Source organism: Nitrospirillum bahiense (assembly GCF_007828025.1).
Taxonomy (GTDB): domain Bacteria; phylum Pseudomonadota; class Alphaproteobacteria; order Azospirillales; family Azospirillaceae; genus Nitrospirillum; species Nitrospirillum amazonense.
In genome coordinates this window covers 58,327-83,079 of record NZ_VITO01000028.1, presented here as the reverse complement: position 1 = coordinate 83,079, position 24,753 = coordinate 58,327, and the positions used below count along the sequence as shown (strand labels likewise).

At 69.4% G+C, this 24,753-nt stretch carries 19 protein-coding genes; 16 read left to right on the top strand and 3 right to left on the bottom strand.

Going from position 1 to position 24,753, the window contains the following annotated elements; genetic code table 11:
- Positions 1-95 precede the first annotated feature (95 nt).
- Positions 96-497 carry a GlsB/YeaQ/YmgE family stress response membrane protein gene (locus FBZ88_RS27290; protein WP_145620149.1) on the bottom strand — a complete coding sequence of 134 codons (402 nt, stop codon included), beginning with the start codon at positions 495-497 and terminating at the stop codon, positions 96-98.
- 370 nt (positions 498-867) lie between these two features.
- On the opposite strand from FBZ88_RS27290, the gene FBZ88_RS27285 reads away from it, so the two are divergent.
- The 6 genes from FBZ88_RS27285 to FBZ88_RS27260 all read left to right on the top strand — a co-directional run bounded on the left by FBZ88_RS27285 (position 868) and on the right by FBZ88_RS27260 (position 5,723).
- Entirely contained in the window at positions 868-1,023 is a 156-nt protein-coding gene (locus tag FBZ88_RS27285; protein ID WP_088873524.1) for a DUF3309 family protein, read from the top strand.
- 47 nt (positions 1,024-1,070) lie between these two features.
- On the top strand, positions 1,071-1,346 hold the full coding sequence (locus FBZ88_RS27280) for a hypothetical protein (protein WP_088873523.1): 276 nt from the start codon (positions 1,071-1,073) through the stop codon (positions 1,344-1,346).
- A gap of 112 nt (positions 1,347-1,458) precedes the next feature.
- Complete coding sequence (locus FBZ88_RS27275) at positions 1,459-1,716, top strand: hypothetical protein (protein ID WP_138918527.1); 258 nt, start codon at positions 1,459-1,461, stop codon at positions 1,714-1,716.
- 233 nt (positions 1,717-1,949) lie between these two features.
- Entirely contained in the window at positions 1,950-3,290 is a 1,341-nt protein-coding gene (gene egtB, locus FBZ88_RS27270; RefSeq protein WP_211102818.1) for an ergothioneine biosynthesis protein EgtB, read from the top strand.
- A complete protein-coding gene (gene egtD, locus FBZ88_RS27265; RefSeq protein WP_145620148.1) occupies positions 3,287-4,258 on the top strand; it encodes an L-histidine N(alpha)-methyltransferase in 972 nt (323 codons plus the stop codon). Before egtB ends, egtD begins: the two co-directional genes overlap by 4 nt.
- Positions 4,259-4,382: 124 nt before the next feature.
- A complete protein-coding gene (locus FBZ88_RS27260; RefSeq protein ID WP_145620147.1) occupies positions 4,383-5,723 on the top strand; it encodes a GntP family permease in 1,341 nt (446 codons plus the stop codon).
- Between the two features lie 124 nt (positions 5,724-5,847).
- Here FBZ88_RS27260 and FBZ88_RS27255 read toward each other — a convergent pair whose 3' ends face one another.
- Positions 5,848-7,911, bottom strand: coding sequence for a M3 family metallopeptidase (locus FBZ88_RS27255; RefSeq protein WP_145620146.1), 2,064 nt, complete (start codon positions 7,909-7,911; stop codon positions 5,848-5,850).
- Positions 7,912-8,335: 424 nt separating this feature from the next.
- Here FBZ88_RS27255 and FBZ88_RS27250 point away from each other — a divergent pair, with 424 nt between their 5' ends.
- The 9 genes from FBZ88_RS27250 (at position 8,336) to FBZ88_RS27210 (ending at position 22,458) form a co-directional block, all read left to right on the top strand.
- The gene (locus FBZ88_RS27250) at positions 8,336-10,126 is read left to right on the top strand and encodes a response regulator (protein ID WP_145620145.1); all 1,791 of its coding nucleotides are present in this window, start codon (positions 8,336-8,338) and stop codon (positions 10,124-10,126) included.
- Positions 10,127-10,139: 13 nt separating this feature from the next.
- Positions 10,140-12,215 carry a response regulator gene (locus FBZ88_RS27245; RefSeq protein WP_186464620.1) on the top strand — a complete coding sequence of 692 codons (2,076 nt, stop codon included), beginning with the start codon at positions 10,140-10,142 and terminating at the stop codon, positions 12,213-12,215.
- A complete protein-coding gene (locus tag FBZ88_RS27240; protein WP_145620143.1) occupies positions 12,208-12,747 on the top strand; it encodes a chemotaxis protein CheW in 540 nt (179 codons plus the stop codon). Before FBZ88_RS27245 ends, FBZ88_RS27240 begins: the two co-directional genes overlap by 8 nt.
- Complete coding sequence (locus tag FBZ88_RS27235; protein WP_145620142.1) at positions 12,744-14,249, top strand: CheR family methyltransferase; 1,506 nt, start codon at positions 12,744-12,746, stop codon at positions 14,247-14,249. The genes FBZ88_RS27240 and FBZ88_RS27235 overlap by 4 nt, the downstream gene beginning before the upstream one ends.
- Before the next feature lie 3 nt (positions 14,250-14,252).
- Complete coding sequence (locus FBZ88_RS27230) at positions 14,253-14,903, top strand: chemotaxis protein CheW (protein WP_145620141.1); 651 nt, start codon at positions 14,253-14,255, stop codon at positions 14,901-14,903.
- Between the two features lie 70 nt (positions 14,904-14,973).
- Entirely contained in the window at positions 14,974-16,590 is a 1,617-nt protein-coding gene (locus FBZ88_RS27225; RefSeq protein ID WP_186464619.1) for a methyl-accepting chemotaxis protein, read from the top strand.
- Positions 16,591-16,600: 10 nt separating this feature from the next.
- Entirely contained in the window at positions 16,601-18,841 is a 2,241-nt protein-coding gene (locus FBZ88_RS27220) for a hybrid sensor histidine kinase/response regulator (RefSeq protein ID WP_145620139.1), read from the top strand.
- A 12-nt stretch (positions 18,842-18,853) separates the two neighbouring features.
- Positions 18,854-19,912, top strand: coding sequence for a chemotaxis-specific protein-glutamate methyltransferase CheB (cheB, locus tag FBZ88_RS27215; RefSeq protein WP_145620138.1), 1,059 nt, complete (start codon positions 18,854-18,856; stop codon positions 19,910-19,912).
- A gap of 2 nt (positions 19,913-19,914) precedes the next feature.
- Entirely contained in the window at positions 19,915-22,458 is a 2,544-nt protein-coding gene (locus FBZ88_RS27210; protein WP_145620137.1) for an EAL domain-containing protein, read from the top strand.
- Here FBZ88_RS27210 and FBZ88_RS27205 read toward each other — a convergent pair.
- Complete coding sequence (locus FBZ88_RS27205; RefSeq protein ID WP_186464618.1) at positions 22,451-23,473, bottom strand: AraC family transcriptional regulator; 1,023 nt, start codon at positions 23,471-23,473, stop codon at positions 22,451-22,453. The two genes, FBZ88_RS27210 and FBZ88_RS27205, sit on opposite strands and share 8 nt — an antisense overlap.
- Before the next feature lie 146 nt (positions 23,474-23,619).
- Here FBZ88_RS27205 and FBZ88_RS27200 point away from each other — a divergent pair, with 146 nt between their 5' ends.
- Positions 23,620-24,747 carry an acyl-CoA dehydrogenase gene (locus tag FBZ88_RS27200; protein WP_145620135.1) on the top strand — a complete coding sequence of 376 codons (1,128 nt, stop codon included), beginning with the start codon at positions 23,620-23,622 and terminating at the stop codon, positions 24,745-24,747.
- Positions 24,748-24,753: the final 6 nt, after the last annotated feature.

The window sequence follows — 24,753 nt, the reverse complement described above, 5'->3', positions numbered from 1 at the left end:
CAACGATGACGGGACACTCGAAATCGAACTCTCATACGACAACGACGACGAGGTCACTCTCAAAGCCCGAAGAAGCTGACTTCTTCAACACCCTGTTAGAGGCCGATGGTGGTTTCCATCTGCCGGGCACCGGCCGCCAGGGGCGTCGCGGCCAGGGGTGTTTCGACGGGCAGGGCCTCCCCCGGAGAGCGGTCAGGGGCGCCCGCCGCCTCGTCCTCATACGCGCGCAACAGGGTGCTGCCCCAATAAACGGCCATGAGAATGGCGTAGAGGGTGATCATGGCGGCCACGGCGCCGAAGGTGGCGAACAGCATCGTGTGCAGAAAGACCGGGGCGCTGGCGGGCACGCCCAGGCCGCCGAAGAAGAAGGCGCCCATGACGGCGCCGATGGCGCCCAGCAAGGCCTCCACCGTGAAAAATCCCGGTCGGCCATTGACGATCCTGCCGCAGACCAGGCCCGAGACGACGCCCAGGCCGACGCAGAATAACAGCTGCATGACGATGTCCCTTCATCTCATCGACGCCCGGGGCGTTCGTGTCCCGGCATCACCCCCGGGACCCGTCCGTCCCACGGTCGTCTGTCCTGTGACGGAACGGGCACGGGGTGGCGGGAATCGGGGCGCTGGGCCTGCCCTCTGGGCTGGGCCGTCGTTTGTGCAATCTAAATCGGGCCCCGCCGCCTTTGTTCCCCACCAATGGTCCGACCGCCGTTCGCGGGAACACGCCTCGGCTAAAGCTTCGCTACGGTGACCAAAGTCCTAGACTGATCCGGAACAGGTCCGGATGGCCTACGCCGGAACAAATGACTGCCGGCGTGGTTGGGTTCGTCAGCGATTTGACAACCGAACCCTGTTCAGGAGGCCCCTCATGATCGGAACCGTCTTATTGGTTATTTTGATCCTGTTGTTGATCGGCGCCCTGCCCAGCTGGCCCTACAGCAGCGGTTGGGGGTACGGCCCCAGCGGACTGCTGGGCCTGGTGCTGATCGTCGTGCTGGTCCTGGTCCTGACGGGCAGAGCCTGACGCCCGACCTTCGCACCCCTGTCCCACGCCAAACGACGGAGGGCAAGATGACGAGCCAGGACCTGGGTCGCCTTCTCGGCGACGTTTCCAGCCATTTCGAGCGGCCGCACGACATCGTCGTGTCGGACCAGTACACCCGCGACCAGAAGATTCAGTTGCTGCAGCATTGGGAACATGACCTGCAGCTGCTGATGGTCGCGTCGGAGGAAAGCATGACCGGCGCCACCCCCGGGCAAACCGCCGAACAGATGAAGGCGGTTTGCGACGCGCTGTCGGCCCTGGGCGGGCTTGAGCGTCCGTCCGGCCCGGGGAAGGTGGGGTAGAGCCAGCCAGGTAGAGGTACCCCGCCTCGGGCAGAACGGTGGGAACAAATCACCGCCGGCGCGGGTTTCACACCATCACTTCAATCCCGGAGACGATAAGGAGATCAGTCCCATGGCTAGCATGAGCATCGACGACGTGACCGGTAAGGCCTCGGACATCGCGGCGGATACCGCCGCCGCCGCGAGCCGGGCTGGCCGCACCGCCTATGACGCCCTGCGCGAAGGCGCCTACGCCGCGGCCGACTTGGCCAAGGCCAAGGGCGACGTCGCGGTGCAGGAAGTGAGCACCCGCGTGGCGGCGCGGCCCCTGACCGCCATCGCGCTGGCTGGTGCCGCGGGCTTCATCCTCGCCCGGCTGTGCAGCCGCTGACGCAGGCGTTTTCGGGAACGGCCCTGGTGTTCCGGGGCCGTTCCCGTCTGCCTTCCTTGCAATCCCCAAGGTGAGTCCTAACCTTAAGGGGCGTTGCGCGTTTCGACACGATTACGCGTAGTCCGTGCAATACGGGGCATGGCCGGCATGGTTCAGTCATCCGCAACGGCGACGGCGCGGGGCTGATTGCCGGCCTTTCCAATCGGGGCCTTTCTACCAGGGGGACATCGCCTGTGCCTTTCGCCGTTCCGGTACCCGCCCATCCGGTACCCCCCCATCCGGTACCGGCTGACGCCGCATCGCCGGTGCAGTCCCCTTTGTCGCTGCCGGGGCGTCACCGGCCGGCCGATGCCCAGGCGCGCTATCGCGCCGTCCGCCAGGAAACGCTGGCCCGAACCCGGGGCCTGACCGCCGAGGACCAGACGCTGCAGTCCATGCCGGACGCAAGCCCGACCAAATGGCATCTGGCCCATACCACCTGGTTTTTCGAAACTTTCCTGCTGACGGCCCTGGTGCCGGGCTACCAGCCCTTCGATCCCAGTTTCCGCTACCTCTTCAACTCCTATTACGAAGGCGTGGGCGAGCGTTGGCCGCGCCCCGCGCGCGGGCTGCTGTCCCGTCCCACGGTGGCGCAGGTGCTGGACTACCGAGCCCATGTCGATGGCGCCATGGACGCCTGGTTGGCGGGGGGCGTCGATGCCCGCGCCGCCGCCCTGCTGGAACTGGGCCTGCAGCATGAGCAGCAGCACCAGGAACTGATCATCACCGACATCAAGCACGCCCTGCTGCTGCACCCTTTCCCGGCGGGCGTCTTCCCGCCGCCGGCGACGCCGGCGCTGACGGCGGGGGATGTGGTCTGGCGCGGCGTGCCCGCCGGCCTCTACGCCATAGGCGCCACGGGGCAGGAGGATTTCATCTTCGACAACGAAGGCCCCCGCCACAAGGTTTGGCTGGAGGCGTTCGAGATCGCGGACCGCGTGGTCACCAATGCCGAGTATCTGGACTTCATGGCCGATGGCGGCTATCGCCGTCCGGACCTGTGGCTGTCGGATGGCTGGGCCACCGTGCAGGCCCAGGGCTGGCAGGCGCCCCTGTACTGGCAGCGGGGGGATGAGGGCGAGTGGCAGGTGAAGACCCTGTCCGGGGTTCGCGCCATCGATCCCAATGAACCCGTTTGCCATGTCAGCCAGTATGAGGCGGACGCCTACGCCAAGTGGGCCGAGGCGCGCTGGCCTGGCGCCCGCCTGCCGACGGAGGCGGAGTGGGAGATCGCGGCGGGCGAACCGGGCCAGCGGCCGGGGGACGACGGCAGCTTCCACGCCCATACCGCGACCGGCTTCTACGGTGACGTCTGGGAATGGACGGCCAGCGCCTATACCGGCTACCCCGGTTACCGCCCGCCCGATGGCGCCATCGGCGAGTACAACGGCAAGTTCATGAGCGGCCAGATGGTGCTGCGCGGCGGGTCGCGCGCCACCCCGGCCGGCCATGTGCGCAAGACCTACCGCAACTTCTTCCCGCCGGCCGCGCGCTGGCAATTCTCCGGCATTCGACTTGCGAGGACGACGCCATGACCGTGACGGACGTGATCGACCGGGTGAGCTTCATGGATTTCGAGCCGGCCACGGCCAGCTTCCGCGATGATGTGCTGGCGGGCCTGTCCCACCCCATCCGCCGCATTCCCTGCAAATATCTGTACGACGCCGCGGGGGCCGCCCTGTTCGAGCGCATCTGCGAACTGTCGGAGTATTATCCCACGCGCACCGAACTGGCCATGCTGCAGCGCCTGGGGCCGGAGATCGCGGCGCTGGCGGGGCCGGAGGCGCAGGTGGTGGAGTTCGGCACCGGCGACGGCCGCAAGAGCCGCCTGCTGTTGAACGCGCTGGACCGCCCCGCCTCCTACGTGTCCATCGACATCTCCCGCGACCAGCTGATCCGTGAGGCGGCGGCCCTGGCCCTGGATATGCCGCAGATCGAGGTGGTGGCCGTCTGCGGCGACTATACCCAGCAGACCCTGTCGCTGCCCACCGTGGGCCGGCGCCGCGTGGGCTTCTTCCCCGGGTCGACCATCGGCAACCTGACGCCGGTGGCGGCCACGGCCTTCCTGGCCCGGTGCGCCAACATGCTGCCGGGTGGGGCCATGCTGGTGGGCGTGGACATCCCCAAGGACATCGCGGTCGTGGAAGCCGCCTACAACGACAGCGCAGGCGTCACTGCCGCCTTCTCCCTCAACCTGCTGGCCCGCATCAACCGCGAGCTGGGCGGCACCTTCGACCTGTCCGGCTTCCGCCACTACGCCTACTTCAACGAAGACCAGTCGAAGATCGAGATCTTCCTCATCAGCCAGCGCGAGCAGCGCGCCGCCGTGGCCGGCCGCTTCTTCCACTTCCGCGCCGGCGAACGCATCCACATCGAGGACTCATACAAGCTGGCGCCCGCCACCTTCCAGAACATGGCCCGCGCCGCGGGGTTCGAGCCTACGCAGGTGTGGGTCGATCCGGACGGCCTGTTCAGCCTGCACTGGCTGCTGGCGCCATTGTAAGTGCCAAGGGAACCGGTGGACAAAAGCGCGCCCGCCAAGGAAGCTCCGGTCCGGGAGTGAACGGCCTGGAAGGATGGGCGATGGCATTGGCTGATACCGGTTCCCGATTTCGCGGGGCGGCCGCGTGGTAGGCGGCGATCTTTGGCTGGTCCTGGCGGCGGGCGGCTGCATCGCCCTGGCCGTGGTCCTGATCATCCGGCTGAAGCTGCATCCCTTCCTGGCGCTGCTGTGCGCGGCGTTGGCCCTGGCGGTGGCGCGGGGCATGGCTGCGGATCGGGCCTTGGCCGCCCTTCAGAAGGGCTTCGGCGACATCATGGGCGGGGCGGGTCTGGTGGTGGCCCTGGGCCTGACCCTGGGCGCCATGCTCAAGGTCTCCGGTGCCGCCGCCGCCCTGGCCAACGCCACGGTGGGGGCGGTGGGGCCGCGCTGGCGGCCGTGGGGCTGCCTGCTGGCTTCCTTGGTCCTGGGCTTGCCCCTGTTCTTCGAAACCGGCGTCGTCCTGCTGTTGCCCATCATCGCGGCCCTGCCGCTTGCCGGCGACCGGGGCGGGGGCGACCGGGGCGGGCGGCAGCGCCTGCTGCTGATGCTGCCGGCGCTGGCCGGGCTGTCGGTTTTGCACGCCCTGGTGCCGCCGCATCCCGGGCCCATCATCGCGGTGGACCAGCTGGGCGCCGGCGTGGGGCCGACCCTGGTGCTGGGCGTGCTGCTGGGCCTGCCCATTGCCGTGCTGGCCGGGCCGGTGTTCGCCGGCTTGATCACGCCCCATGTCGCCGGCGGGGATGGTGCCCGGGTCGAGATGCCGGACAGGCCGCTGCCCTCACCCTGGACGGCGCTGGCCGTCATCCTGCTGCCGGTGGTGCTGATCGCGGCCAAGGCCGTGCCGGCGCTGAGCCATGGGCCCGTGCTGTCCCTGCTGGGTGCCCCGCCGGTGGCCCTGCTGCTGGCCAACCTGGTGGCCTTGGCCGCCTTCTTCAGCCCCGGAACGTGGGGTGGGGGAAAGCCGGTCGATTGGGACGCGCTGTGGCACGAGGCCATGGCGCCGGCGGCCAGCATCCTGCTCAGCATCGCCGGCGGCGGCGCCTTCAAGCAGGTGCTGGTGGAGGCCGGGCTGGCCGACACGCTGGCGCGCTTCGCCGAACAGGGCGCGGTGTCACCCATCCTGCTGGCCTGGGGCATCGCCGTGATGATCCGCCTGGCCACGGGCTCCGCCACCGTCGCCACCATCACCGCGTCCGGCGCGCTGACCTCAGTCGCGGCCACCTCCGGCGTGGCGCCGGAATGGCTGGTGCTGGCCGTGGGCGCCGGGTCGCTGTTCTTCTCCCACGTCAACGACCCGGGCTTCTGGCTGGTGAAGAACTACCTGGGCCTCAGCACCGCCGACACGCTGAAGACCTGGTCGGTGATGGAAACCATCGTCTCCGTCACCGGCCTGATCCTGGTGCTGGCCGCCAGCCACTTGTTCTGAACCGCAGGTACAAACTTGTCCTGTCTGCGGTAGCCCGTGACTGCGGGCGCCGGAGCGAGCACCGCAGGGCGGAGCGAGGAAGCCAAGGCCGCGGATGCGGCCGCCCGGCGCCTGAGGGAAAACGTTACGCCGCCAAACCATACCGCTTGAGCAGCGCGTCGTTTTCCGGCTCGCGCCCCCGGAAGGCGATATAGCTGTCCAGTGCAGGGCGGGAGGAACCCACGGCCAGCACCTGGGCGCGGAAGGCCTCGCCAGCCGCCGCCCTGTCGCCCTCCAGGAACTTGCCGAAGCCGTCCAGCGACAGCCGCTCGGCCCACAGATAGCTGTAGTAGCCGGCGGCGTACCCACCGGCGAAGATGTGGGTGAAGGCGTGGGCGAAGCGGTGCCATTCCGGCGGGGTCAGCACCGCCACCTCCGCCCGCACCCGCTCCAGCAGTGCCTGGATACCGGCGGCGTCGGTGATGCCGGCGTCCAGGTGCATCTGCAGGTCGAACAGGGCGAACTCCACCTGGCGCAGCAGCGCCAGCGCCGCCTGGAAGCGCTGGGCGCCCAGCATGGCGTCGAACAGGGCGTCGGGCAGGGGCTCGCCGGTATCGACATGGCCGGACATGGAGCGCAGCACCTGACGGTCCCAGGCGAAGTTCTCCAGCAGCTGGCTGGGCAGCTCCACCGCGTCCCACTCGAATCCGGTGACGCCGCTGATGGAGGGGTAGTCGACCTCGCTCAGCACATGATGCAGGCAGTGCCCCATCTCATGCAGCAGGGTCAGCACGTCGCCATGGCTCAGCAGGCTGGGCTTGCCTCCTGCCGGCGGGGCGAAGTTGCAGTTGAGGTAGGCGACGGGCAGCTGGGTCCCGTCCTGGCGCTTCAGCCGGGCGCGGCAGACCGCCATCCAGGCGCCACCCTTCTTGCCGGTGCGGGCGAACAGGTCCATGTACAGCCCGGCGAAGGGCACGCCGTCGCGCGACAAGGTGTAATAGCGTACGTCCTTGTGCCAGACGCGGGTGCCTTCCTCCTCCGTCAGGGTGATGCCGAAGACGTCGCGCAGCAGGGCCAGCAGGCCGTCCAGCACGCGGGGCAGGGGGAAGTAGGCCTTGATCTTCTGATCATCGATGCTGTGCAGCGCCTGGCGTAGCTTCTCCGCGACATAGCCGTTGTCCCAGGGCTCCAGCGCGTCGATGCCCAGCGTGTCGCGGGCGAAGGCCTCCAGCTGCGCCTTGTCGGCCAGCGCCGGCTGGCGGGCGCGGCGGGCCAGGTCGCGCAGGAAGTCCACGACCTCGGCACCCGACCGCGCCATCTTGGTGGCCAGCGACAGGTCCACCGGGTCCGTGAAGCCCAGGAGTGCCGCCGCCTCGCGCCGCAGGGCCAGGATGGCGCCCATGCGCTCGCTGTTGTCCAAGGTCTCCGGCTTTAGGCCCTGGTCCGACGCGCGCGTGCCGTAAGCGCGGTAGACGCGGGCGCGCAGGTCGCGGTTATCGGCATAGGTCAGGATGGCGCGCACCGAGGGCTGGTGCAGGGTGACGGCCCAGCCATCGAGGTTGCGCGCCGCCGCCAGGCTGGCCAGCATGGCCTTGTCGGCCTCGGGCACTCCCGCCAGCAGGGCCTCGTCGGTGACGTGCTCCACCCAGGCCTCGGTCGCGTCCAGCACGGCGCTGCTGTAGGCGGTCTGCAGGCGGCCCAGCTCCACCTGCAGGGCGGCGAAACGCTCGCGCTCGGCCGGGGGCAGGGCCACGCCGCCCAGCTTGAAGTTGCGCAGGCTGAGGTCCACCAGGCGCCGCTCCGTCGGGCCCAGGGCCGACGGGTCCACGGCGGCGTAGGCAGCGTAAAGGTCCGGGTTCTGCGCGACGGCGGAGGAATAACCGATCAGCCGCTCCAGTGCTGCGGCATGGGCGGCGCGCAGCTCCGGCGTGTCGGCCACGCTGTGCAGGTGGCTGACCGTGGCCCACAGGTCGGACAGCTCGGCCTCCGCCTGTTCCATAACGCGGCAGACGGCGTCGAAGCCCCGGTCGCCTCCCTTGATGACGGCCTGGACCACGGCGTCGTGCCGGGCGATGGCGGCCTCCAGCGCCGGGGCCACATGCTCCGGCTTCACCGCGTCGAAGGCGGGCAGGCCGGTGGGGGCCAGCAGGGGATTCACAGCGGTGCCGGCGCCAGTGGTGATGTCGGTGTCGGTGGGCGTGGTGCTCATGGGTGCGCTCAAGTCCTTGGTCTGGGCATGCCGGTTTCAGGTCCACCGTCCCATATGGGATGCCCATCGCGCAATTATGAGAGGGCGGGCTGGCACGGCGGTCCGTGGGGACGTGCCGCGTCCCGCAATGGAAATCTATGCGGATGAGCCCGCGCACGGACGGATGCCGCCGCCTATGATTCCCGGTGATCCCGGGAGGCCGCTCTCACGTCCGGCCCCCTGTTTTCCCGCATGGGGTACCCATGACGCGTCAGTCGACAGGGGGGCGGCCACGCGCCACGGTTTCCCCTTCATCAGGGAATGGTGGAAAACGGTTTGAGAAACCGGCACTTTCCCGGTTAACCAACATGGGACAGGAGACGTCCCGGAAAAGGCAGCGCGTGGTGGGTTCCGGCCTGGAGACGGAAATGACGGATCAGCGAGGGTGCGCCGCGCGGATGGCGGCGGGCTGGGCCGGCCTATGACGGGCGGGTCCACGCATCGCGTCCTGCTGGTGGAGGATTCGCCGACGCAGGCCCTGCAATTGCAGATGATGCTGGAGCGCCAGGGATGGTCCGTCACCGTTTGTGGCGACGCCGAAAGCGCGCTTGAGCAATTGGGCCGGGAAATGCCCGACCTGGCCATCGTCGATTACCACCTGCCCCGCATGAACGGGGACGAGTTCGTGCGCCGCGTGCGCATGGACATGCGCACGCGCGGCCTGTCGGTTCTGATGCTGACCGACAGCCACGCCGCCGACCGGGAACGCCAGGGCTATGACAGCGGCGCCGACGCCTATGTGCCCAAGTCGGTCGACACCGACATCCTGCTGAGCCGGGTGGGCGCCCTGCTGCGCAAGACCACGGCGGCAGCGGCCCAGGCGCCGGTGGACATCCGCAAGAGCCGCCTGCTGGTGGTGGACGACAGCCCCACCTACCTCTTCTTCATCACCGCCCAGTTGCAGGAGGACGGGCACGAGGTGATCGGTGTTTCCAGCGGACGCGAGGCGCTGGCCCGCATGGTGGAGGAGAAGTTCGACTGCGTGGTGGTCGACCTGGTCATGCCGGAGATGAGCGGCACGGAGCTGTGCCAGCACCTGGACCGGATGCGCCGCCAGCATGACCGCCTGTTCCAGATCATCATCCTGACCTCCCGCGACAACAAGGAGGACATGATGCGCGGCCTGGAGGCGGGGGCCGATGATTTCGTGGGCAAGGCCGGCGAGAGCGAAATCCTGAAGGCCCGTATCCGCGCCCTGCTGCGCCGCAAGTTCCTGCATGAGGAGAACCTGCGCATCAGCGGCGAATTCCGTGACAAGGAACTGGAACTGGAGCGCACGCGCGACGAACGGCGCATCGCCCAGGAACGTGCCGCCATGACGGAGGCGCTGGAGCGGTCGCACGCCGAGCTGGCGGAGGCCTACCAGGAGCTGCAGGGCACGCAGGCGCAACTGGTGCAGGCGGCCAAGATGGCCTCGCTGGGCGCGTTGGTGGCCGGCATCGCGCACGAACTGAACAACCCGCTGGCCTTCGTCGGCAACCACCTGGGCACCGTGCTGCGCTGCCTGGAGACCATCACGCCGGAGGTGCAAGGCCACCTGTCGGACAAGGGCGCCCGCGACCTGGACAAGATGCGCCAGCGGCTGGACGCCATGCGCCTGGGCATCGACCGGGTGGAAAACCTGGTGGTGAAGCTGCGCACCTTCTCCCGCCTGGACGAGGCGGAGGTGAAGGAGGTGGAGATCGAGGACAGCCTGGAATCGGTGCTGACCCTGCTGCAGCACAAGCTGTCGGATCGAATCACGGTTGAGCGGCGGTATGAGGGACCCAAGCGCATCACCTGCCAGCCGGGGCCGTTGAACCAGGTGCTGATGAACGTGGTGGGCAACGCCATCGACGCCATCGAGGGCACGGGCACCATCACCCTGGTGACGGGCCGGAACGGGGCCATGTTCCGCCTGTCCGTGCGGGATACCGGCCACGGCATCCCCGCCGCCATCCGCGACCGCATCTGCGAGCCGTTCTTCACCACCAAGCCGGTGGGGTCAGGGACTGGCCTTGGCCTTTCCATTTCCTATAGCATCATCCAGCGCCACCGGGGGCGGCTGGAATTCCATAGTGACGAGGGGCGGGGTACAGAGGTGGTGATCGAGATCCCCATGGACGGGGCGTCCGCCGACGCGCCGAGCCCGCCTGGTCCTGCGCAGACGGCGCATGCGATGCCTGGGGAAGCATGATGCCGAGGGAAGCATGATGATCGCCCAGGAGCTGCCCACCGTCATGGTGGTCGACGATGAGCCGGAGGTGTTGACGGCGGTCGCCGACGCGCTGGAGGACGAGTTCCATGTCCTGACCAGCACCTCGCCGCTGAAGGCCAGGGCCATGCTGGAGGGCGACGACATCGCCCCCCTGGTCATCATTTCCGACCAGCGCATGCCGGGCATGGCCGGCCATGAGTTCCTGCGCTGGGCGCGGGAGCTGTCGGACGCCACCCGTGTGCTGATCACCGGCTACACCGACATCGACGCCCTGGGCGCCGCCGTCAACGCCGGCCAGATTTTTGGCTATCTGCCCAAGCCTTGGACGCCCGACCGGCTGCGCCGCCTGATTCGTGAGGCGGCGGAGCATTGCGCCGTGCGCCGCGCCCTGGCGGAGGAGCGGCTGCTGCTGTCGCACCTGATGAACAGCGTGCCGGATCCCATCGCCTTCAAGGACAAGAACCTGCGCTACCTGCGCAGCAACGTGGCCCATGCCAAGGCCCTGGGCGTGGACAACCCCGACGACCTGATCGGCCGCACGGACCAGGAGATCGGGGCCGGGGGAGCGGCGCGGCGCGAGGCGGCGGACCAGGCGGCCCTGGAGGCCGGCATCACGGTCACCGACATCCAGCAGGACGCCCCGGCGTCGGCGGAGGCGCCATCGCGCCGGCGCTGGTACTCGGTCGTGCGTTCCACCTTCAAGGACGGCGAGGGGGCGACCGAGGGCCTCGTCACCATCGCCCGCGACATCACCGCCGCCAAGGAGGCGGAACAGGCCTTGAGCGAGGCGCACGCCACGCTGGAACGCCGCGTGGCGGAGCGGACGGAGGATCTGGCGGCCACGGCCCGCGACCTGCTGGCCGCGCGCAAGGCCGCCGACATGGCCAACGAGGCCAAGTCACGTTATCTGGCCACCGTGGCCCATGAGCTGCGCACGCCGCTGACCGGTGTCATCGGCTTCTCCGAATTGCTGCTGCGTGGCGGCGTCAGCCCGGGCGAGTGGCACCGCCTGCTGACCTTGCAGGCGGAGGCGGGGCGCACCCTGCTGGGCCTGCTGGACGACATCCTGGATCTGTCCAAGATCGAGGCCGGGCGGCTGACCCTGGAAAACCTGCCCCTGGACTTCCGTACCCTGGTGGACGACTGCGTCGCCCTGGTGCGGCCCTCGGCCAGTGGCAAGGGCCTGGCGTTAAACTCCGCGGTGACCAGCGCCCTGCCCGCCAAGATCATGGGCGATCCCACCCGGCTGCGCCAAGTGGTGCTGAACCTGCTGACCAACGCCGTGAAGTTCACCCCGGCCGGGAGCGTCAGCCTGACGGCGGAAGTGTTGCCGCCGCCGGCCGGCCTGGGGGGAGCGCCCTCGCGCCTGCGGGTGTCCGTGGCCGACACGGGCATCGGCATCCCGCCGGAGCGGCTGTCCGGCCTGTTCGAGGAATTCAGCCAGGTGGATGAGACCACGGCCCGCCGTTTCGGCGGCACGGGGTTGGGCCTGGCCATCTGCCGCCGCCTGGTGGAGCACATGGACGGGCGCATCGGGGTGGAGAGCGTGCCGGGTCAGGGCAGCCGCTTCTGGTTTGAACTGCCGCTGGCCGTGCCGGCGGAAGAGGCGGCGGCGCTGCCTCCGCTCACCGGAGGCGAGGCCCAGGCCCCGTCGGGCCGCGCCAGGGGCGGGCGCCGCATCCTGCTGGTGGAGGATGACCGGTCCACCCAGATCCTGGTGTCCACCATCCTGCGCGGCGTGGGGCATGAGGTGGATATCGTGGACAACGGTGCCGCCGCCGTGCAGGCGGTGGACACGGGCACCTACGACCTGGTGTTCATGGACATGCATATGCCGGTCATGGGCGGGCTGGAGGCCACGACCCGGATTCGCGCCCTGCAGCGGACACCCGACCGGCCGCTGCCGCCCCTGGTGGTGCTGACCGCCGGGGTCACGGCGGAGGAGCGGGAACGCTGCCGCGCCGTGGGGCTGGAGGTCTTTCTGAGCAAGCCCGTGGACCTGGAAAAGCTGCTGCTGACCGCCGCCACGGTGGGGTTGCCGGGTGGGGAAGGGGACGCCCATGGTTGAGCGGGGCTTGACCTCGGGCCCCGCCACGGCGGAAGGCGCCAGCGCCTTCCTTCTGCGCTTCGACCTGGACGGCCAGGCCTATGGCCTGCCGCTGGCCATGGTGGAACGGGCGGTGCGGGCCGTGGCGGTGACGCCCCTGCCGGGCGCGCCGGGCCTGGTGCGCGGCGTCATCAACCTGCAGGGCCAGGTGGTGCCGGTCATGGACGTGCGCCGCCGCTTCGGCCTGGACAGCCGCCCCCTGTCGCTGAGCGACCATATGATCGTGGCGCGCGGGCTGCGCCGCACCGTCGTCCTGCTGGTCGACAGCGTGGTGGGCACGGTGGCGGGCGCGCCGGTCGACTGGGTGTCGGCCCAGGGCGTGGTCCCCGGGGCGGATGACGCCATCGTCGGCGTGGTGCGGCTGTCGGATGGCCTGCTGCTGATCCACGATCTGGACCGTTTCCTGTCGGCGGCGGAGGAGGAGCAACTGGCCTGGGCGCTGGCTGCCGGAAACGGCGCCCAAGGGGACGGCGCCCAGGGGAACGGCAGATGAACCGTACCCTACCGGACAACCTGCTGGCCGCTATGTCGGACCGGTTGAGCGCCAGCATCGGGCTGTACTTCCCGGCCGACCGTTGGACCGACATGGAACGCGGCCTGGAGCGGGCGGCGGTGGAGCTGGGCTATCCCAGCACCCTGGCGGCCGTACAGCACTGGTTGACGGCGGGCGGCCCCGACCGGGCGCAGCTGGAGGCCCTGGCCGGCCAGCTGACCGTGGGGGAAACCTATTTCTTCCGCGAACCCAAAAGTTTCGAGGCACTGGGCCGCCAGATCCTGCCCGACCTGATCGCCGAGCGGCGGGCGATGGGATTGCTGTCCCTGCGCATCTGGAGTGCGGCCTGCTGCACGGGGGAGGAGGCGTACAGTCTGGCCATGCTGCTGGACACGCTGCTGCCCGACCGGGCGGACTGGACCGTCACGCTGCTGGCCACCGACGTGAACCCCCGCTTCCTGAGGCGGGCGGCGGAGGGCGTCTACGGCGAATGGTCCTTCCGCGGCGTGGACCCGGCCATGCGGGCCCGCTATTTCACCTCGCTGCCGGGCGGGCGCTACCGCATCAGCCCCGACATCGCCCGCATGGTCACCTTCTCCTACCACAACCTGGTGGACGACCCCTATCCGGCGCTGGAAAGCAACACCAACGCCATGGACGTCATCCTGTGCCGAAACGTGCTGATGTACTTCAACGGCGCGCAGGCGAACCGGGTGGTGCGGCGGTTGGCGCGGTCGCTGGTCGATAACGGCTGGCTGCTGCCCAGTTCCGTCGATGGCGCCCCGCCCATGTTCGCCCCCCTGACCTTCGTGCCCTTCGAGGGCGCCACCGTATACCGCAAGCTGCCGCTGCCGGCGCATGCGGCACCCCCTGCGCCCGTCGCCCAGCATTTCCCCATGCTGCCGTTGTCCCCGGTGCCGGAACCGCCCCTCTTGCCGGTTACGGCCCCGCCCATCGCCGCCGTCAAATCCCCTGGCAAGCCCGCTGTGCCCAGCCTCGACCATTGCCGTTCCCTCTACGACCAGGGGCGCTATGGCGAGGCGGTGGAGCAGCTGGAGGCGCGGCTGGCCTTCGCGCCGGCGGATGACGCCGCCATGCTGCTGCTGGCGCGCAGCTACGCCAACCAGGGCCACTTGGCGGAGGCGGCGCACTGGTGCCAGGGGGTGCTGGACCACAACCGGGTCAGCGCCGAGGCGCACCATCTGCTGGCCATGATCCAGCAGGAACGGGGCGACGCCGCCGCCGCGGCCGCCTCGCTGCAGCGCGCGCTGTTCCTGGCGCCGCAATCCATCGCCACGCACCTGGCCATGGCCAATCTGGCCCGCAGCGAGGGCCGCATGCGGGACGCGCGCAAGCACTACCGCAACATCATGGGCCTGCTGGAAGGCCACCGGCCGGAGGAAATCCTGCCGGATCTGGAAGGCATGACGGTGGGCCGGCTGATGGACGTGGCTGCCCACGCCCATGCGGCGCTGGGCCAGGCCATGGGGGGGGAGTTCTAAGGCATGGCCATGGACCGGGCCGCCGAAGGGCGGAGCGTCGATTGGGAAGACATCCACCGCCGCCTGGCCGGCTGGGCGGCGGCGCTGGAGCGCGGCTGGGTCCCGGATGAGGAGACGACGCGCCGCATCCTGCACCGGCGCGGGCTGGAACTGGCCAGGCCCCCCGTGCTGGAGGATGACGGCGACGTCCTGGAATACATGGAATTCACGGTGGGGCAGGAGCGTTATGGCTTCGAGACGGCGGCGGTGGCGGAGGTGCTGGCCCTCAACGGTCTGACGACCGTGCCCAAGGCGCCATCCTTCATCGCCGGCGTGACCACCGTCCGCGGCCAGGTGCTGCCGCTGGTTCACCTGGGCCGCCTGCTGGATCTGGGCGCGGTTCCGTCTTCGGAGCTGCGCCGCGTTGTCGTCCTTGGCCAGGCGCAGACGCCCGGTCAAGGCGGGGGTTCCCTGGGCCTGCTGGTGACATCGATCGCCGGTGTCTCCCGCATCCCCCGCGCCAGGGTGCAGGCGCCGCCCAGCGTCGTCACCGGGCGCCAGCGCCATTACCTGGTCGGCGTCGTGCCGCCCCATCTCGCCCTGCTGGATGCCCAGCGCCTGCTGGCCGATCCGGATCTCACCGTCGAGGGCAGGTCCACCGCCCGGTCGGGCTGAGCCGCTGCCATCGTCCATCCATCCTCGAAACAGTCCACCGTCCACGCACAGCCCCTCGGGAGCGCCGGTCATGAAGTACTCTGTCGGAATGAAAATCTGGATCTGCTTGTGCAGCGTCCTGTTCATTCTCCTCGTGGTGGCTGCCACCTCATACGGCAACATCCGCCAGCTGACGGAAACCACCACGCTGCGCTCCCATTCCTATGAGGTGCAGGCGCGGCTGCTGAGCCTGCTGACAGCGGTGCAGGATATGGAGACGGGCCAGCGCGGCTATCTCATCACAGGTGAGGACCGTTACCTGGAACCCTACCGGCAGGGCCAGAACACCATGGAGCAGGCGCTGCAGACGGTGGCGACCCTGACCCTGGACAACCCCGTGCAGCAGCAGAACCTGGAACGCCTGCGTGTCCCCCTCAAGGACAAGGCGGCGGAACTGAAGGAAACCATCGACCTGCGCCGCCTGCAGGGATTTGAACCGGCCAGGGCCGTGGTGCTGAGCGACCGGGGCAAGCAGTCGATGGACGACATCCGCCGCATCGTCGCCACCATGCAGGCGGGCGAGGGCGAGCTGCTGCGCGCGCGGGAGGCGGCGGCGGCGGCCAGCGCTGAAAGCACCGTGCTGGTCATCGGCGTCGGCACCCTGGTGGCGGCTGTCTTCGTCGTGGTGGCCGGCCTGTTCCTGGGCCGCAACATCGCGACCCCGCTGCGCACCATCACCACCACGGCGGAGCGCATCGGTGCCGGCGACCTGACGGTGGCGGGCGCGATCGAGGTCAGCGACCGGGCGGACGAGGTGGGCAGCCTGGGCCGCACCTTCCACGCGATGGCCGGCACCCTGCGCCAGCTGATGCGCGACCTGCGCGACGGCACCAACGTGCTGGGCACGGCGTCCAGCCAGATCGTCACCATCACCGCCCAGGTGGCGGCCAGCGCCGCCGAGACGGCGACGGCCCTGGCCCAGACCAGCGCCACGATGGAGGAGGTAAAGAAGACCTCCCAGGTGTCCAGCGAGAAGGCGCTGTACGTCTCGCAGACGGCGCAGAACACGGCCCAGATCTCCCAGAACGGCAAGCAGGCGGTGGAACAGTCCATCGAGGGCATCACCAGGGTGCGCGAGCAGATCATGGCCATCGCCGAGGCGGTCATGCAGCTGAGCGAGCAGAGCCAGGCCATCGGCGAGATCGTGGCCACGGTGAACGACCTGGCCGAGCAGTCCAATCTGTTGGCCGTCAACGCCGCCATCGAGGCGGCGCGGGCCGGCGAGCAGGGCAAGGGCTTCGTCGTGGTGGCGCAAGAGGTGCGCAGCCTGGCCGAACAGTCCAAGCAGGCCACCACCCAGGTGCGCTCCATCCTGGGCGACATCCAGAAAGCGACGGCCACGGCCGTGCTGGCCGCCGAACAGGGCAGCAAGGCGGTGGACGCCGGCGTGAAGCAGTCGGTGGCGGCGGGCGAGGCGATCGACCGCCTGGCCCAGAGCATCGCCGTGGCGACCCAGGCCGCCACCCAGATCGCCGCGTCCAACCAGCAGCAGCAGGTGGGCATCGACCAGGTGGCGCTGGCCATGGAGAACATCAAGCAGGCCAGCATGCAGAACATGAACGCCACCAAGCAGGCCGAGACCGCCGCCCAGAACCTGAACGAGCTGGGGCACAAGCTGAAGACCGTCACCGGCCAGTACCAGGCCTGAGGACCGGCCCATGAGCCAGTCGGACGATCAGCTCCTGAAAAGGCTGCTGGCCATGTTCGAGGTGGAGGCGGAGGAGCACCTCTCCGCCATCGCCGCCGGACTGTTGGCCCTGGAGCAGTCGCCCCCGCGTGAGCGCGCGCAGGAGCTGGTGGAGACCACCTTCCGCGAGGTGCACACCCTGAAGGGCGCCGCGCGTGCGGTGAACCTGGGCGCGGTGGTGGCCGTGTGCCATGCCATGGAAAGCGTTTTCGCCGCGTTGAAGGGGGGCAGGCTGGCGTTGACGCCCGGCGGCATGGATCTGCTGCACCAGGGCTATGCCCGGGTGCGCGGCCTGCTGGACGGCAGCGTGGTGGCGGGCCCCGACCAGGACGCCCTGGTCTCGGCCCTGGAAGCCTATGCCGAGGGGCGGGAACCGGTGGCCAAGGTCGCCGTGCCGCCCCAGCCCGCCGCCCGGACGGAACCGGCGGCCCTGCCCCGGGTGGAAGAGGCGCCGCCGGCCGATACGCCCGCGGACACGCCGCGCGTCGGCAGCCGGCCCACCCTGCGTATCGCCACATCCAAGGTCGACACGCTGCTGCGCCATGCCGAGGAGCTGGTGTCCGCCCGCCTGGCGGCCGGCCGCCAGGTGGCCGACCTGGGCGGGCTGGCGTCGGAGGTGGCGGAGCGCGTGCGCTCGCACGAGCGCGCCCGCCGCCGGCTGGAGGAGGCGGAGGACAGCCCCGCCGCCCGCCTGCTGAAGCAGCAGGGCGACACCCTGCGCTGGCTGTCCGGCCGCATCGCCCAGCTGGCCAATGCCGGCCGCCAGGATCTGCGCATCCTGGGCAAGATGCTGGACAGCCTGCTGGACGAGGCCAAGCAGGTGCTGATGGTGCCTGTGTCCGCCCTGCTGGACCCCATGGCCCCCCTGGTGCGCGACCTTGCCCGGGCCGAGGGGAAGGAGGTGGAGCTGATCATCCGGGGCGGGGACCTGGAGATCGACCGGCGCATCCAGGAAGAGATGAAGGACGCGCTGCTGCATCTGGTGCGCAACGCCATCGCCCACGGCATCGAACCGCCAGAGGTGCGCGAGGCCAAGGGCAAGGCCCCGCGCGGGACGCTGGCCATCACCGTCGCCCAGACGGAGGCGGGGCGGGCGGAAATCGCCATCGCCGACGACGGCGGCGGCTTCGACGTGACGCGCCTGCGCCATGCCGCCGCGGAACAGGGCCTGATGTCGGCGGAGGCTGCGGCGGCCCTGGACGACGACGCGGCCCGCGCGCTGGCCTTCCGATCCGGCCTGTCGACCAGCGGCCTGCTGACCGACGTGTCCGGTCGGGGCTTGGGCCTGCCCATTGTGCAGGAGAAGGTGGAGAGGCTGGGTGGCGGCCTGGCGGTGGAATCCACCGTGGGCCTGGGCACCGTCTTCCGCATCCGCCTGCCAGTGACGCTGGCCAGCTTCCGCGGGGTGCTGGTGGAGGTGGAGGGCGCCTGCTTCATCCTGCCCACCGGCGGGGTGGAACGGGTGGCGCGCGTGGCCCTGGGCGCCATCGCCACGGTGGAGAACCGTGAGACCGTGATGCTGGACGGCCGCACCCTGGGCCTGGTTCGGCTGGCCGACGTGCTGGGCCTGGCGCCTTCCCGCGGCAACCAGGCGCCGCCCAGCCACCACACCGTGGCGGTGCTGAGCCGGGGCGGGCAGGCTACCGCCTTCATCGTCGATCGCGTGCGCGATGAGCAGGAGGTGCTGATGAAAAGCCTGGGCCCGCAGCTGGCCCGGGCGCCCTACGTCACCGGCGCCAGCGTGCTGGCCACGGGCGAGGTGGCGCTGATCCTGAATATCCCCGATCTGCTGGCGGGGGCGGCCCAGGCGCCGGCGACAATGCGGCCGACGGTGGTCGTCTCGCGAAAAAAGTCCATATTGATTGCAGAAGACAGCATTACTGCACGTACGCTGTTCAAGAACCTGCTGGAGGCGGCAGGCTATCAGGTGCGCACCGCGGTGGACGGGGTGGACGCCTGGGCCGCCCTGACCGGTGGGGAGGAGTTCGATCTGCTGGTGTCGGATGTGGAGATGCCGCGCATGGGCGGCTTTGAGCTGACCACCAAGGTGCGCGGCAACCCCAAGCTGGCCGAGCTGCCTGTGGTGCTGATCACCTCGCTGGGCTCACGCGAGGACAAGGAACGGGGAATTGATGCCGGTGCCAACGCCTACCTGGTCAAGGACAGTTTCGACCAGGGCAATCTGCTGCAAATCGTCAGTCATTTGGTCTAAGGAAAGCCTCTAATGATTCGGGTCGTTGTCGCCGAAGACTCACCCACGCTGCGTGAATATCTGGTCTCCATCCTGTCGGGGGAACCCGACATCGAGGTGGTGGCCATCGCTGTCGACGGCCTGCAGGCGGTGGAGGCGGTGGCCCGCCATCGCCCCGACGTGGTGACGATGGACATCCACATGCCGCGCCTGGGCGGCCTGGCCGCCACCCGCCGCATCATGGAAGAGACGCCGTGCCCCATCGTGGTGGTCAGCAGCACCATGAGCGACCATGTGGCGGCGACCTTCCGCGCCCTGGACGCCGGCGCCGTGGCCTTCGTCCACCGCCCGGTGGGCGTGGGCCATCCCCGCCAGGCCATAGAGGCGGCGGAACTGGCGCAGACCGTGCGCCTGATGGCCGAGGTCAAGGTGGTGCGGCGCTGGGCCAACCCGTCCAAGCTGCCGCGCGAACCCGTGGCCCGCCCCATGCCGGAGGCTACCCTGCCAAGCGGCACGCGGCCGGCCGTCGTCGCCATAGGCGCGTCCACCGGCGGCCCCGTGGCCCTGCAGGCCATCCTGGCCGGCCTGCCGGCGGATTTCCCCATCCCGCTGCTGGCGGTGCAGCACATCTCCCCCGGGTTCGTGGGCGGTTTCGCCGACTGGCTGGCCAGCGGGTCCGCCCTGCCGGTGCAGGTGGCCAAGGCGGGTGACGTGCCGCGCCCTGGGCATTTCTACCTGGCGCCCGACAACGCCCATATGGGGCTGAGCATGGACGGGACCATCAAGCTGGATCACAGCGCGCCGGAGAACAGCGCCCGGCCGGCGGTGTCGCACTTTTTCCGCTCCGTCACGCGGGTGCACGGGGCCCGCGCCGTGGGCGTGCTGCTGTCCGGCATGGGCGTGGACGGCGCCATGGAACTGCGCGAGATGCGCGACGCGGGCGCGGTGACCTTCGCGCAGGACAAGGAAAGCAGCATCGTCCATGGCATGCCGGGGGCGGCCATCGCCCTGGGCGGTGCCACCGCCGTGCTGAAGCCGGATGAGATCGCCGCCCGGCTGCTCACGCTGGCGCGGAAGGCGGAGGGACATTAGCCATGCCCCAGGGCAAGGACGCGAAAACCATCCTCGTGGTCGATGATGAGCCCCAGGTGCTGGCGGCCATGGAAGACCTGCTTGAGGATGACTTTCGCGTCCTGCTGCAGACCTCGCCCAAGGCGGCGCTGAAGCTGCTGGAACATGAGTCCGACCTGTCGGCCATCATTTCCGATCAGCGCATGCCGGGCCTGAGCGGCCATGAATTCCTGGGCATCGCCAGTCGCCTGTCGGACGCGCCGCGCATCCTGTTCACCGGCTATTCCGACCTGGACGCCGTGGTGGCGGCGGTGAACAAGGGCCAGATCTTCGGCTACATCACCAAGCCCTGGGACCCCCAGGAACTGCGCCAGGTGGTGGACAAGGCTGTGGAGCATTGTGAGCTGCACCGCGCCCTGCTGGAGGAGCAGCGGTTGCTGCACCACCTGATGGACAGCATGCCGGACGCCATCTTCTTCAAGGACCGGCTCCACCGCTTCCAGCGCGTCAACCGTGCCGCCGCTCGCGACCTGGGCGTGGAAAGCACCGTGGCCTGCCTGGGCAAGCGGGTGGGCGATTTCCTGGACCCGGTCCGGGCCGAGGCCGTCGAGGCGCAGGAACGCATGGTGCTGCAGACGGGCAAGCCGGTGGTGGACCTGGTGGGCCGGCTGGGGGATCGCTGGGTGTCGGCCACCGTGGCGCCGGTGGTGGATGAGCAGGGCCAGGGCACCGGCCTGGTGGGCATCGCCCGCGACGTCACCGACCGCCTGCGGCTGGAGGAGCGCATCGCCCGTCTGACGCGCGCCCAGGCGGTGCTCAGCGGCATCAACGGCCTGATCGTGCGCGTGCACGATCAGCACCAGCTGTTCGCCGATGCCTGCCGCATCGCCACCGGCCAGGGCCAGTTCCACCAGGCGTGGATCGGCCTGGTGGAGGACGGGCGGGTGGTTCCCGTGGCGGCCGACGGGGTGAGCCTGGCGGCGCTGTCGCCGATGCAGGTGGATTTGGCGCCGGGAAGGGCGGGCCACCCGCTGGACGCCATCGTCGCCTCCGCCTTGCGGGATCAGGCGCCGGTGGCGGCGGTGGAGTGTATCGAGGGGATGACCACCCTGGTGCTGCCCCTGGTGGTGGACCGGACCTCCGTGGGCGTCATGGCCCTGTCGGCCATGGAGACCGATCGCTTCGACGCGCAGGAGGTGGCCCTGCTGCGTGAGATGGCGGGCAACATTTCCTTCGCGCTGGACCACCTGCACAAGGCTCTGCGCCTGGATTACCTGGCGCTCTACGACGGGCTGACCGGCCTGGCGAACCGCAGCCTGTTCGCCGATCGCCTGGCGCAGCACGTGGCGCGGGCACAGGCCAAGCGGCGGCTGATGGCCTTGGTCCTGGTCGATGTCGAGCGGTTCCGCAGCATCAACGACAGCCTGGGCCTGGACATCGGGGATGAGGTACTGCGCGAGGTGGCCCGGCGCCTATCCGCCGCGGCCCCCCTCGTCGATACGGTTGGGCGCGTCGGCGCCGACTGCTTCGGCATGCTGGTGCCGGAGGTGAAGAGCGCGGGCGACGTGGCACACCTGGTGCGGGAGAGGATCCTGCCCTGCTTCGATACCCTGATCCAGGCGGGCGGAGAGCAGCTGCGCCTATCCGCGCGCGTGGGCGCGGCCCTGTTCCCGGATGATGCCGAGGATGGGGAATCGCTGTTCGCCCATGCCGAGATCGCGCTCAAGAAGGCCAAGGACACGCGTGAGCGCCTGCTGTTCTACGCCACGGGCATGAACAAGCGCCTGGCCCAGGCCTTGCGCCGCGAAACCCAGCTGCGCACCGCGCTGGAGAACGGCCAATATGTGCTGCATTACCAACCCAAGATCGACCTGCGCGACGGCCGCGTCACCGGCCTTGAGGCGCTGATCCGCTGGAACGAGCCCGGGAATGGCGTCGTGGGCCCGGCCGAGTTCATTCCCCTGGTGGAGGAGCTGGGCCTGATCCACGACATGGGCGACTGGGTCATGAGCCAGGCGGTGACGGACTTCCAATGCTGGCGGGCCCAGGGTCTGAAGCCGCCGCGCATCGCCGTCAACGTTTCCGCCCTGCAGCTGGCGCGCGATGATTTCGTGGACAGGATGGGGGAACGCCTGGATCGGGACGAGGCGGCGCGCGCCTGCCTGGATCTGGAGATCACGGAAAGCGTACTGATGCGCGACATCCAGGCCTGCATCCCCAAGATCGCGGCCCTGCGCGAGATGGGCGTGCAGGTCTATATCGACGATTTCGGCACGGGCTATTCCTCGCTGGCGTATATCGCCCGCCTGCCGCTGACGGCGCTGAAGATCGACCGGGCCTTCGTCTCCAGTATCGACGCCAGCTCGGAAGACACCACCATCGTCTCCACCATCATCCAGCTGGCCCACAGCCTGGGCCTGAAGGTGGTGGCGGAGGGGGTGGAGACGGCGGACCAGGCCAAGCTGTTGCGCCTGCTGCGCTGTGACGAGATGCAGGGCTATCTCATCAGCCGCCCGGTTCCAGCCCTGGAGATCGAGGCCCTGCTGGCGGCCCCGAAGCTTATTTGAGGCGTTTACCGGTGGCCGCGCGGAAGGCGCCGGGGGCCTCGCCCGTCCATTTGCGGAAGGCGCGGTGGAAGGCGCTGGTCTCGGCGAAGCCCAGCCGTGCCGCCAACTCCGGGATGGGTTCCGTTCCCGACGCCAGCGATGCTTCCGCCACACGCCGGCGCAGTTCGTCCTTGATGCTTTGGAAGGGCCGCCCTTCCTGCCGCAGGCTGCGACGCAGGGTGGCGGGGGAACAGCGCAGGCTGCGGGCCACGGCGTCGAAGTCGGGCCAGGCCGTGGGCGGCTGGCGGTCCAGCATCTGGGCCACGCGCCGGGCGTAGCTGTCCGGGTTGCGGTAGCGGACCAGGAAATTCTCCGGCGCACGGTTCAGGAAGGTGACGGCCGTGCGCGCGTCCTGCGCCACCGGCAGGGCCAGCAGGGCCGCGTCGAACCACAGGCGGGCGGCGTCCTGGCCGAAGCGCAAGGTGGAACTGTAGAGCACCCTGTATTCCTCCGCATGCGGCGGGGGTGGATGGGCGAAGTCGGCGGCGGCTATGGGGATGCGCCGGCGCACCAGCCAGCAGGCCAGGCCGTGCAGGTAGGTCATCAGCGTTTCCTGCGCGAACAGGGCCAAAGGGAGTTCCAGCGGCGTGGCGCGGATCTCCAGGCAGGCCAGGCGCCCCTGGCGGCGGACGCCCACCCGGATGCCGTCGAACACGCTGTTATAGCCGCGAGAGGCCAGGTCCAAGGCCCGCCCCAGGTCGCGGCCGCCCAGGGCCAGCAGGCAGATGACGGAGAAGGTGCCGATCTTCATGCGCCGCGTGTCCAGGCCGAAGAATTCGTCATCCATCACCTGGGCCAGCAGGCGCAGCAGCGTGCCGTAGGTCGTCACCGGCACGCGGGCGCCGGCGGGCACGTCCTCTAGCCCGGCCTTGCGCCGCAGGGGGGCGGCGTCCAGGCCCTTCGCGGCGGCGCAGGCCAGCGCCGCCTCCACGAAATAGGGGGCGACGCTGTTCTTGTCCTGGAGGATCCTGTCCACGCGACGACATCCCGACGGATTGATAAAAACGATCACCGGATTTGATCCGGTTGGTCATTTCGGATTGGATCGATCATGTCTACTGTGGCCGCAACTGGCAAGCCGGCCCAAAAGCACCGGCCAAAAGCGAGGAGGAAACGCACCCCATGCTGATCACCGAGGAACAGGCCATGGTGCGCGACATGGCGCGCGCCTTCGCCCGTGAGCGGCTGGCGCCCGGCGCGGCGGAGCGTGACCGCACCAGCGTGTTCCCAGCCGATGAGCTGAAGGCCATGGGTGAACTGGGCCTGATGGGTATGCTGGTGCCCGAGGAATGGGGCGGGGCCGGCACCGACATCCTGTCCTATGTCCTGGCGATCGAGGAGATCGCGGCCGGCGATGGCGCCATCTCCACCATCATGAGCGTGCACAACTCCGTCGGCTGCGCGCCCATCCTGAAATTCGGCACCCCGGCGCAGAAGGAACGCTATCTGCGCGCCATGGCGTCGGGCCAGATGCTGGGCGCCTTCTGCCTGACGGAACCGCAGGCGGGCTCCGACGCGTCAGCGCTCAAGACCCGCGCCGTCCGGGATGGCGACCATTGGGTCATCAACGGCGCCAAGCAGTTCATCACCAACGGCCAAAACGCCGGCGTGGCCCTGGTCTTCGCCGTCACCGACCCGGCCGCCGGCAAGAAGGGCATCTCCGCCTTCCTGGTGCCGACCGACACCCCCGGCTATACCGTGGCCCGGCTGGAGCACAAGCTGGGCCAGCGCTGCAGCGATACCGCGCAGATCGTGTTCGACAATGTTCGGGTGCCGCATGACGCCATGCTGGGTGAGCCCGGCCAGGGCTATCGCATCGCGCTCGCCAACCTGGAGGGCGGGCGCATCGGCATCGCCGCCCAGTCCGTGGGCATGGCCCAGGCGGCGTTCAATGCTGCCCGTGACTATGCGCGCGAGCGCACTAGCATGGGTGTCGCCATCATCGAGCATCAGGCCGTGGCGTTCCGCCTGGCGGACATGGCCACCCGCATCGAGGCGGCGCGCCAACTGGTGCTGCATGCCGCCAGCCTGCGCCAGGTGGGCCAGCCCTGCCTGAAGGAGGCCTCCATGGCCAAGCTGTTCGCGTCCGAGATGGCGGAGCGTGTCTGCTCCGACGCCATCCAGACCTTCGGCGGCTATGGCTATGTCGAGGATTTCCCGGTGGAGCGCATCTATCGCGATGTGCGCGTCTGCCAGATTTACGAGGGCACCAGCGACATCCAGAAGCTGGTGATTTCCCGCAACCTCTGAGGGACT

Excerpts from the sequence above, each read along its gene's own strand:
- FBZ88_RS27235 (WP_145620142.1), top strand. The coding sequence starts at position 12,744 with ATGAACCGTACCCTACCGGACAACCTGCTGGCCGCTATGTCGGACCGG.
- FBZ88_RS27225 (WP_186464619.1), top strand. The coding sequence starts at position 14,974 with ATGAAGTACTCTGTCGGAATGAAAATCTGGATCTGCTTGTGCAGCGTC.
- FBZ88_RS27290 (WP_145620149.1), bottom strand. The coding sequence starts at position 497 with ATGCAGCTGTTATTCTGCGTCGGCCTGGGCGTCGTCTCGGGCCTGGTC.
- FBZ88_RS27255 (WP_145620146.1), bottom strand. The coding sequence starts at position 7,911 with ATGAGCACCACGCCCACCGACACCGACATCACCACTGGCGCCGGCACC.
- FBZ88_RS27210 (WP_145620137.1), top strand. The coding sequence starts at position 19,915 with ATGCCCCAGGGCAAGGACGCGAAAACCATCCTCGTGGTCGATGATGAG.
- cheB (WP_145620138.1), top strand. The coding sequence starts at position 18,854 with ATGATTCGGGTCGTTGTCGCCGAAGACTCACCCACGCTGCGTGAATAT.
- FBZ88_RS27285 (WP_088873524.1), top strand. The coding sequence starts at position 868 with ATGATCGGAACCGTCTTATTGGTTATTTTGATCCTGTTGTTGATCGGC.
- FBZ88_RS27220 (WP_145620139.1), top strand. The coding sequence starts at position 16,601 with ATGAGCCAGTCGGACGATCAGCTCCTGAAAAGGCTGCTGGCCATGTTC.
- FBZ88_RS27275 (WP_138918527.1), top strand. The coding sequence starts at position 1,459 with ATGGCTAGCATGAGCATCGACGACGTGACCGGTAAGGCCTCGGACATC.
- FBZ88_RS27280 (WP_088873523.1), top strand. The coding sequence starts at position 1,071 with ATGACGAGCCAGGACCTGGGTCGCCTTCTCGGCGACGTTTCCAGCCAT.
- FBZ88_RS27240 (WP_145620143.1), top strand. The coding sequence starts at position 12,208 with ATGGTTGAGCGGGGCTTGACCTCGGGCCCCGCCACGGCGGAAGGCGCC.
- FBZ88_RS27200 (WP_145620135.1), top strand. The coding sequence starts at position 23,620 with ATGCTGATCACCGAGGAACAGGCCATGGTGCGCGACATGGCGCGCGCC.
- FBZ88_RS27230 (WP_145620141.1), top strand. The coding sequence starts at position 14,253 with ATGGCCATGGACCGGGCCGCCGAAGGGCGGAGCGTCGATTGGGAAGAC.
- egtD (WP_145620148.1), top strand. The coding sequence starts at position 3,287 with ATGACCGTGACGGACGTGATCGACCGGGTGAGCTTCATGGATTTCGAG.
- FBZ88_RS27245 (WP_186464620.1), top strand. The coding sequence starts at position 10,140 with ATGATGATCGCCCAGGAGCTGCCCACCGTCATGGTGGTCGACGATGAG.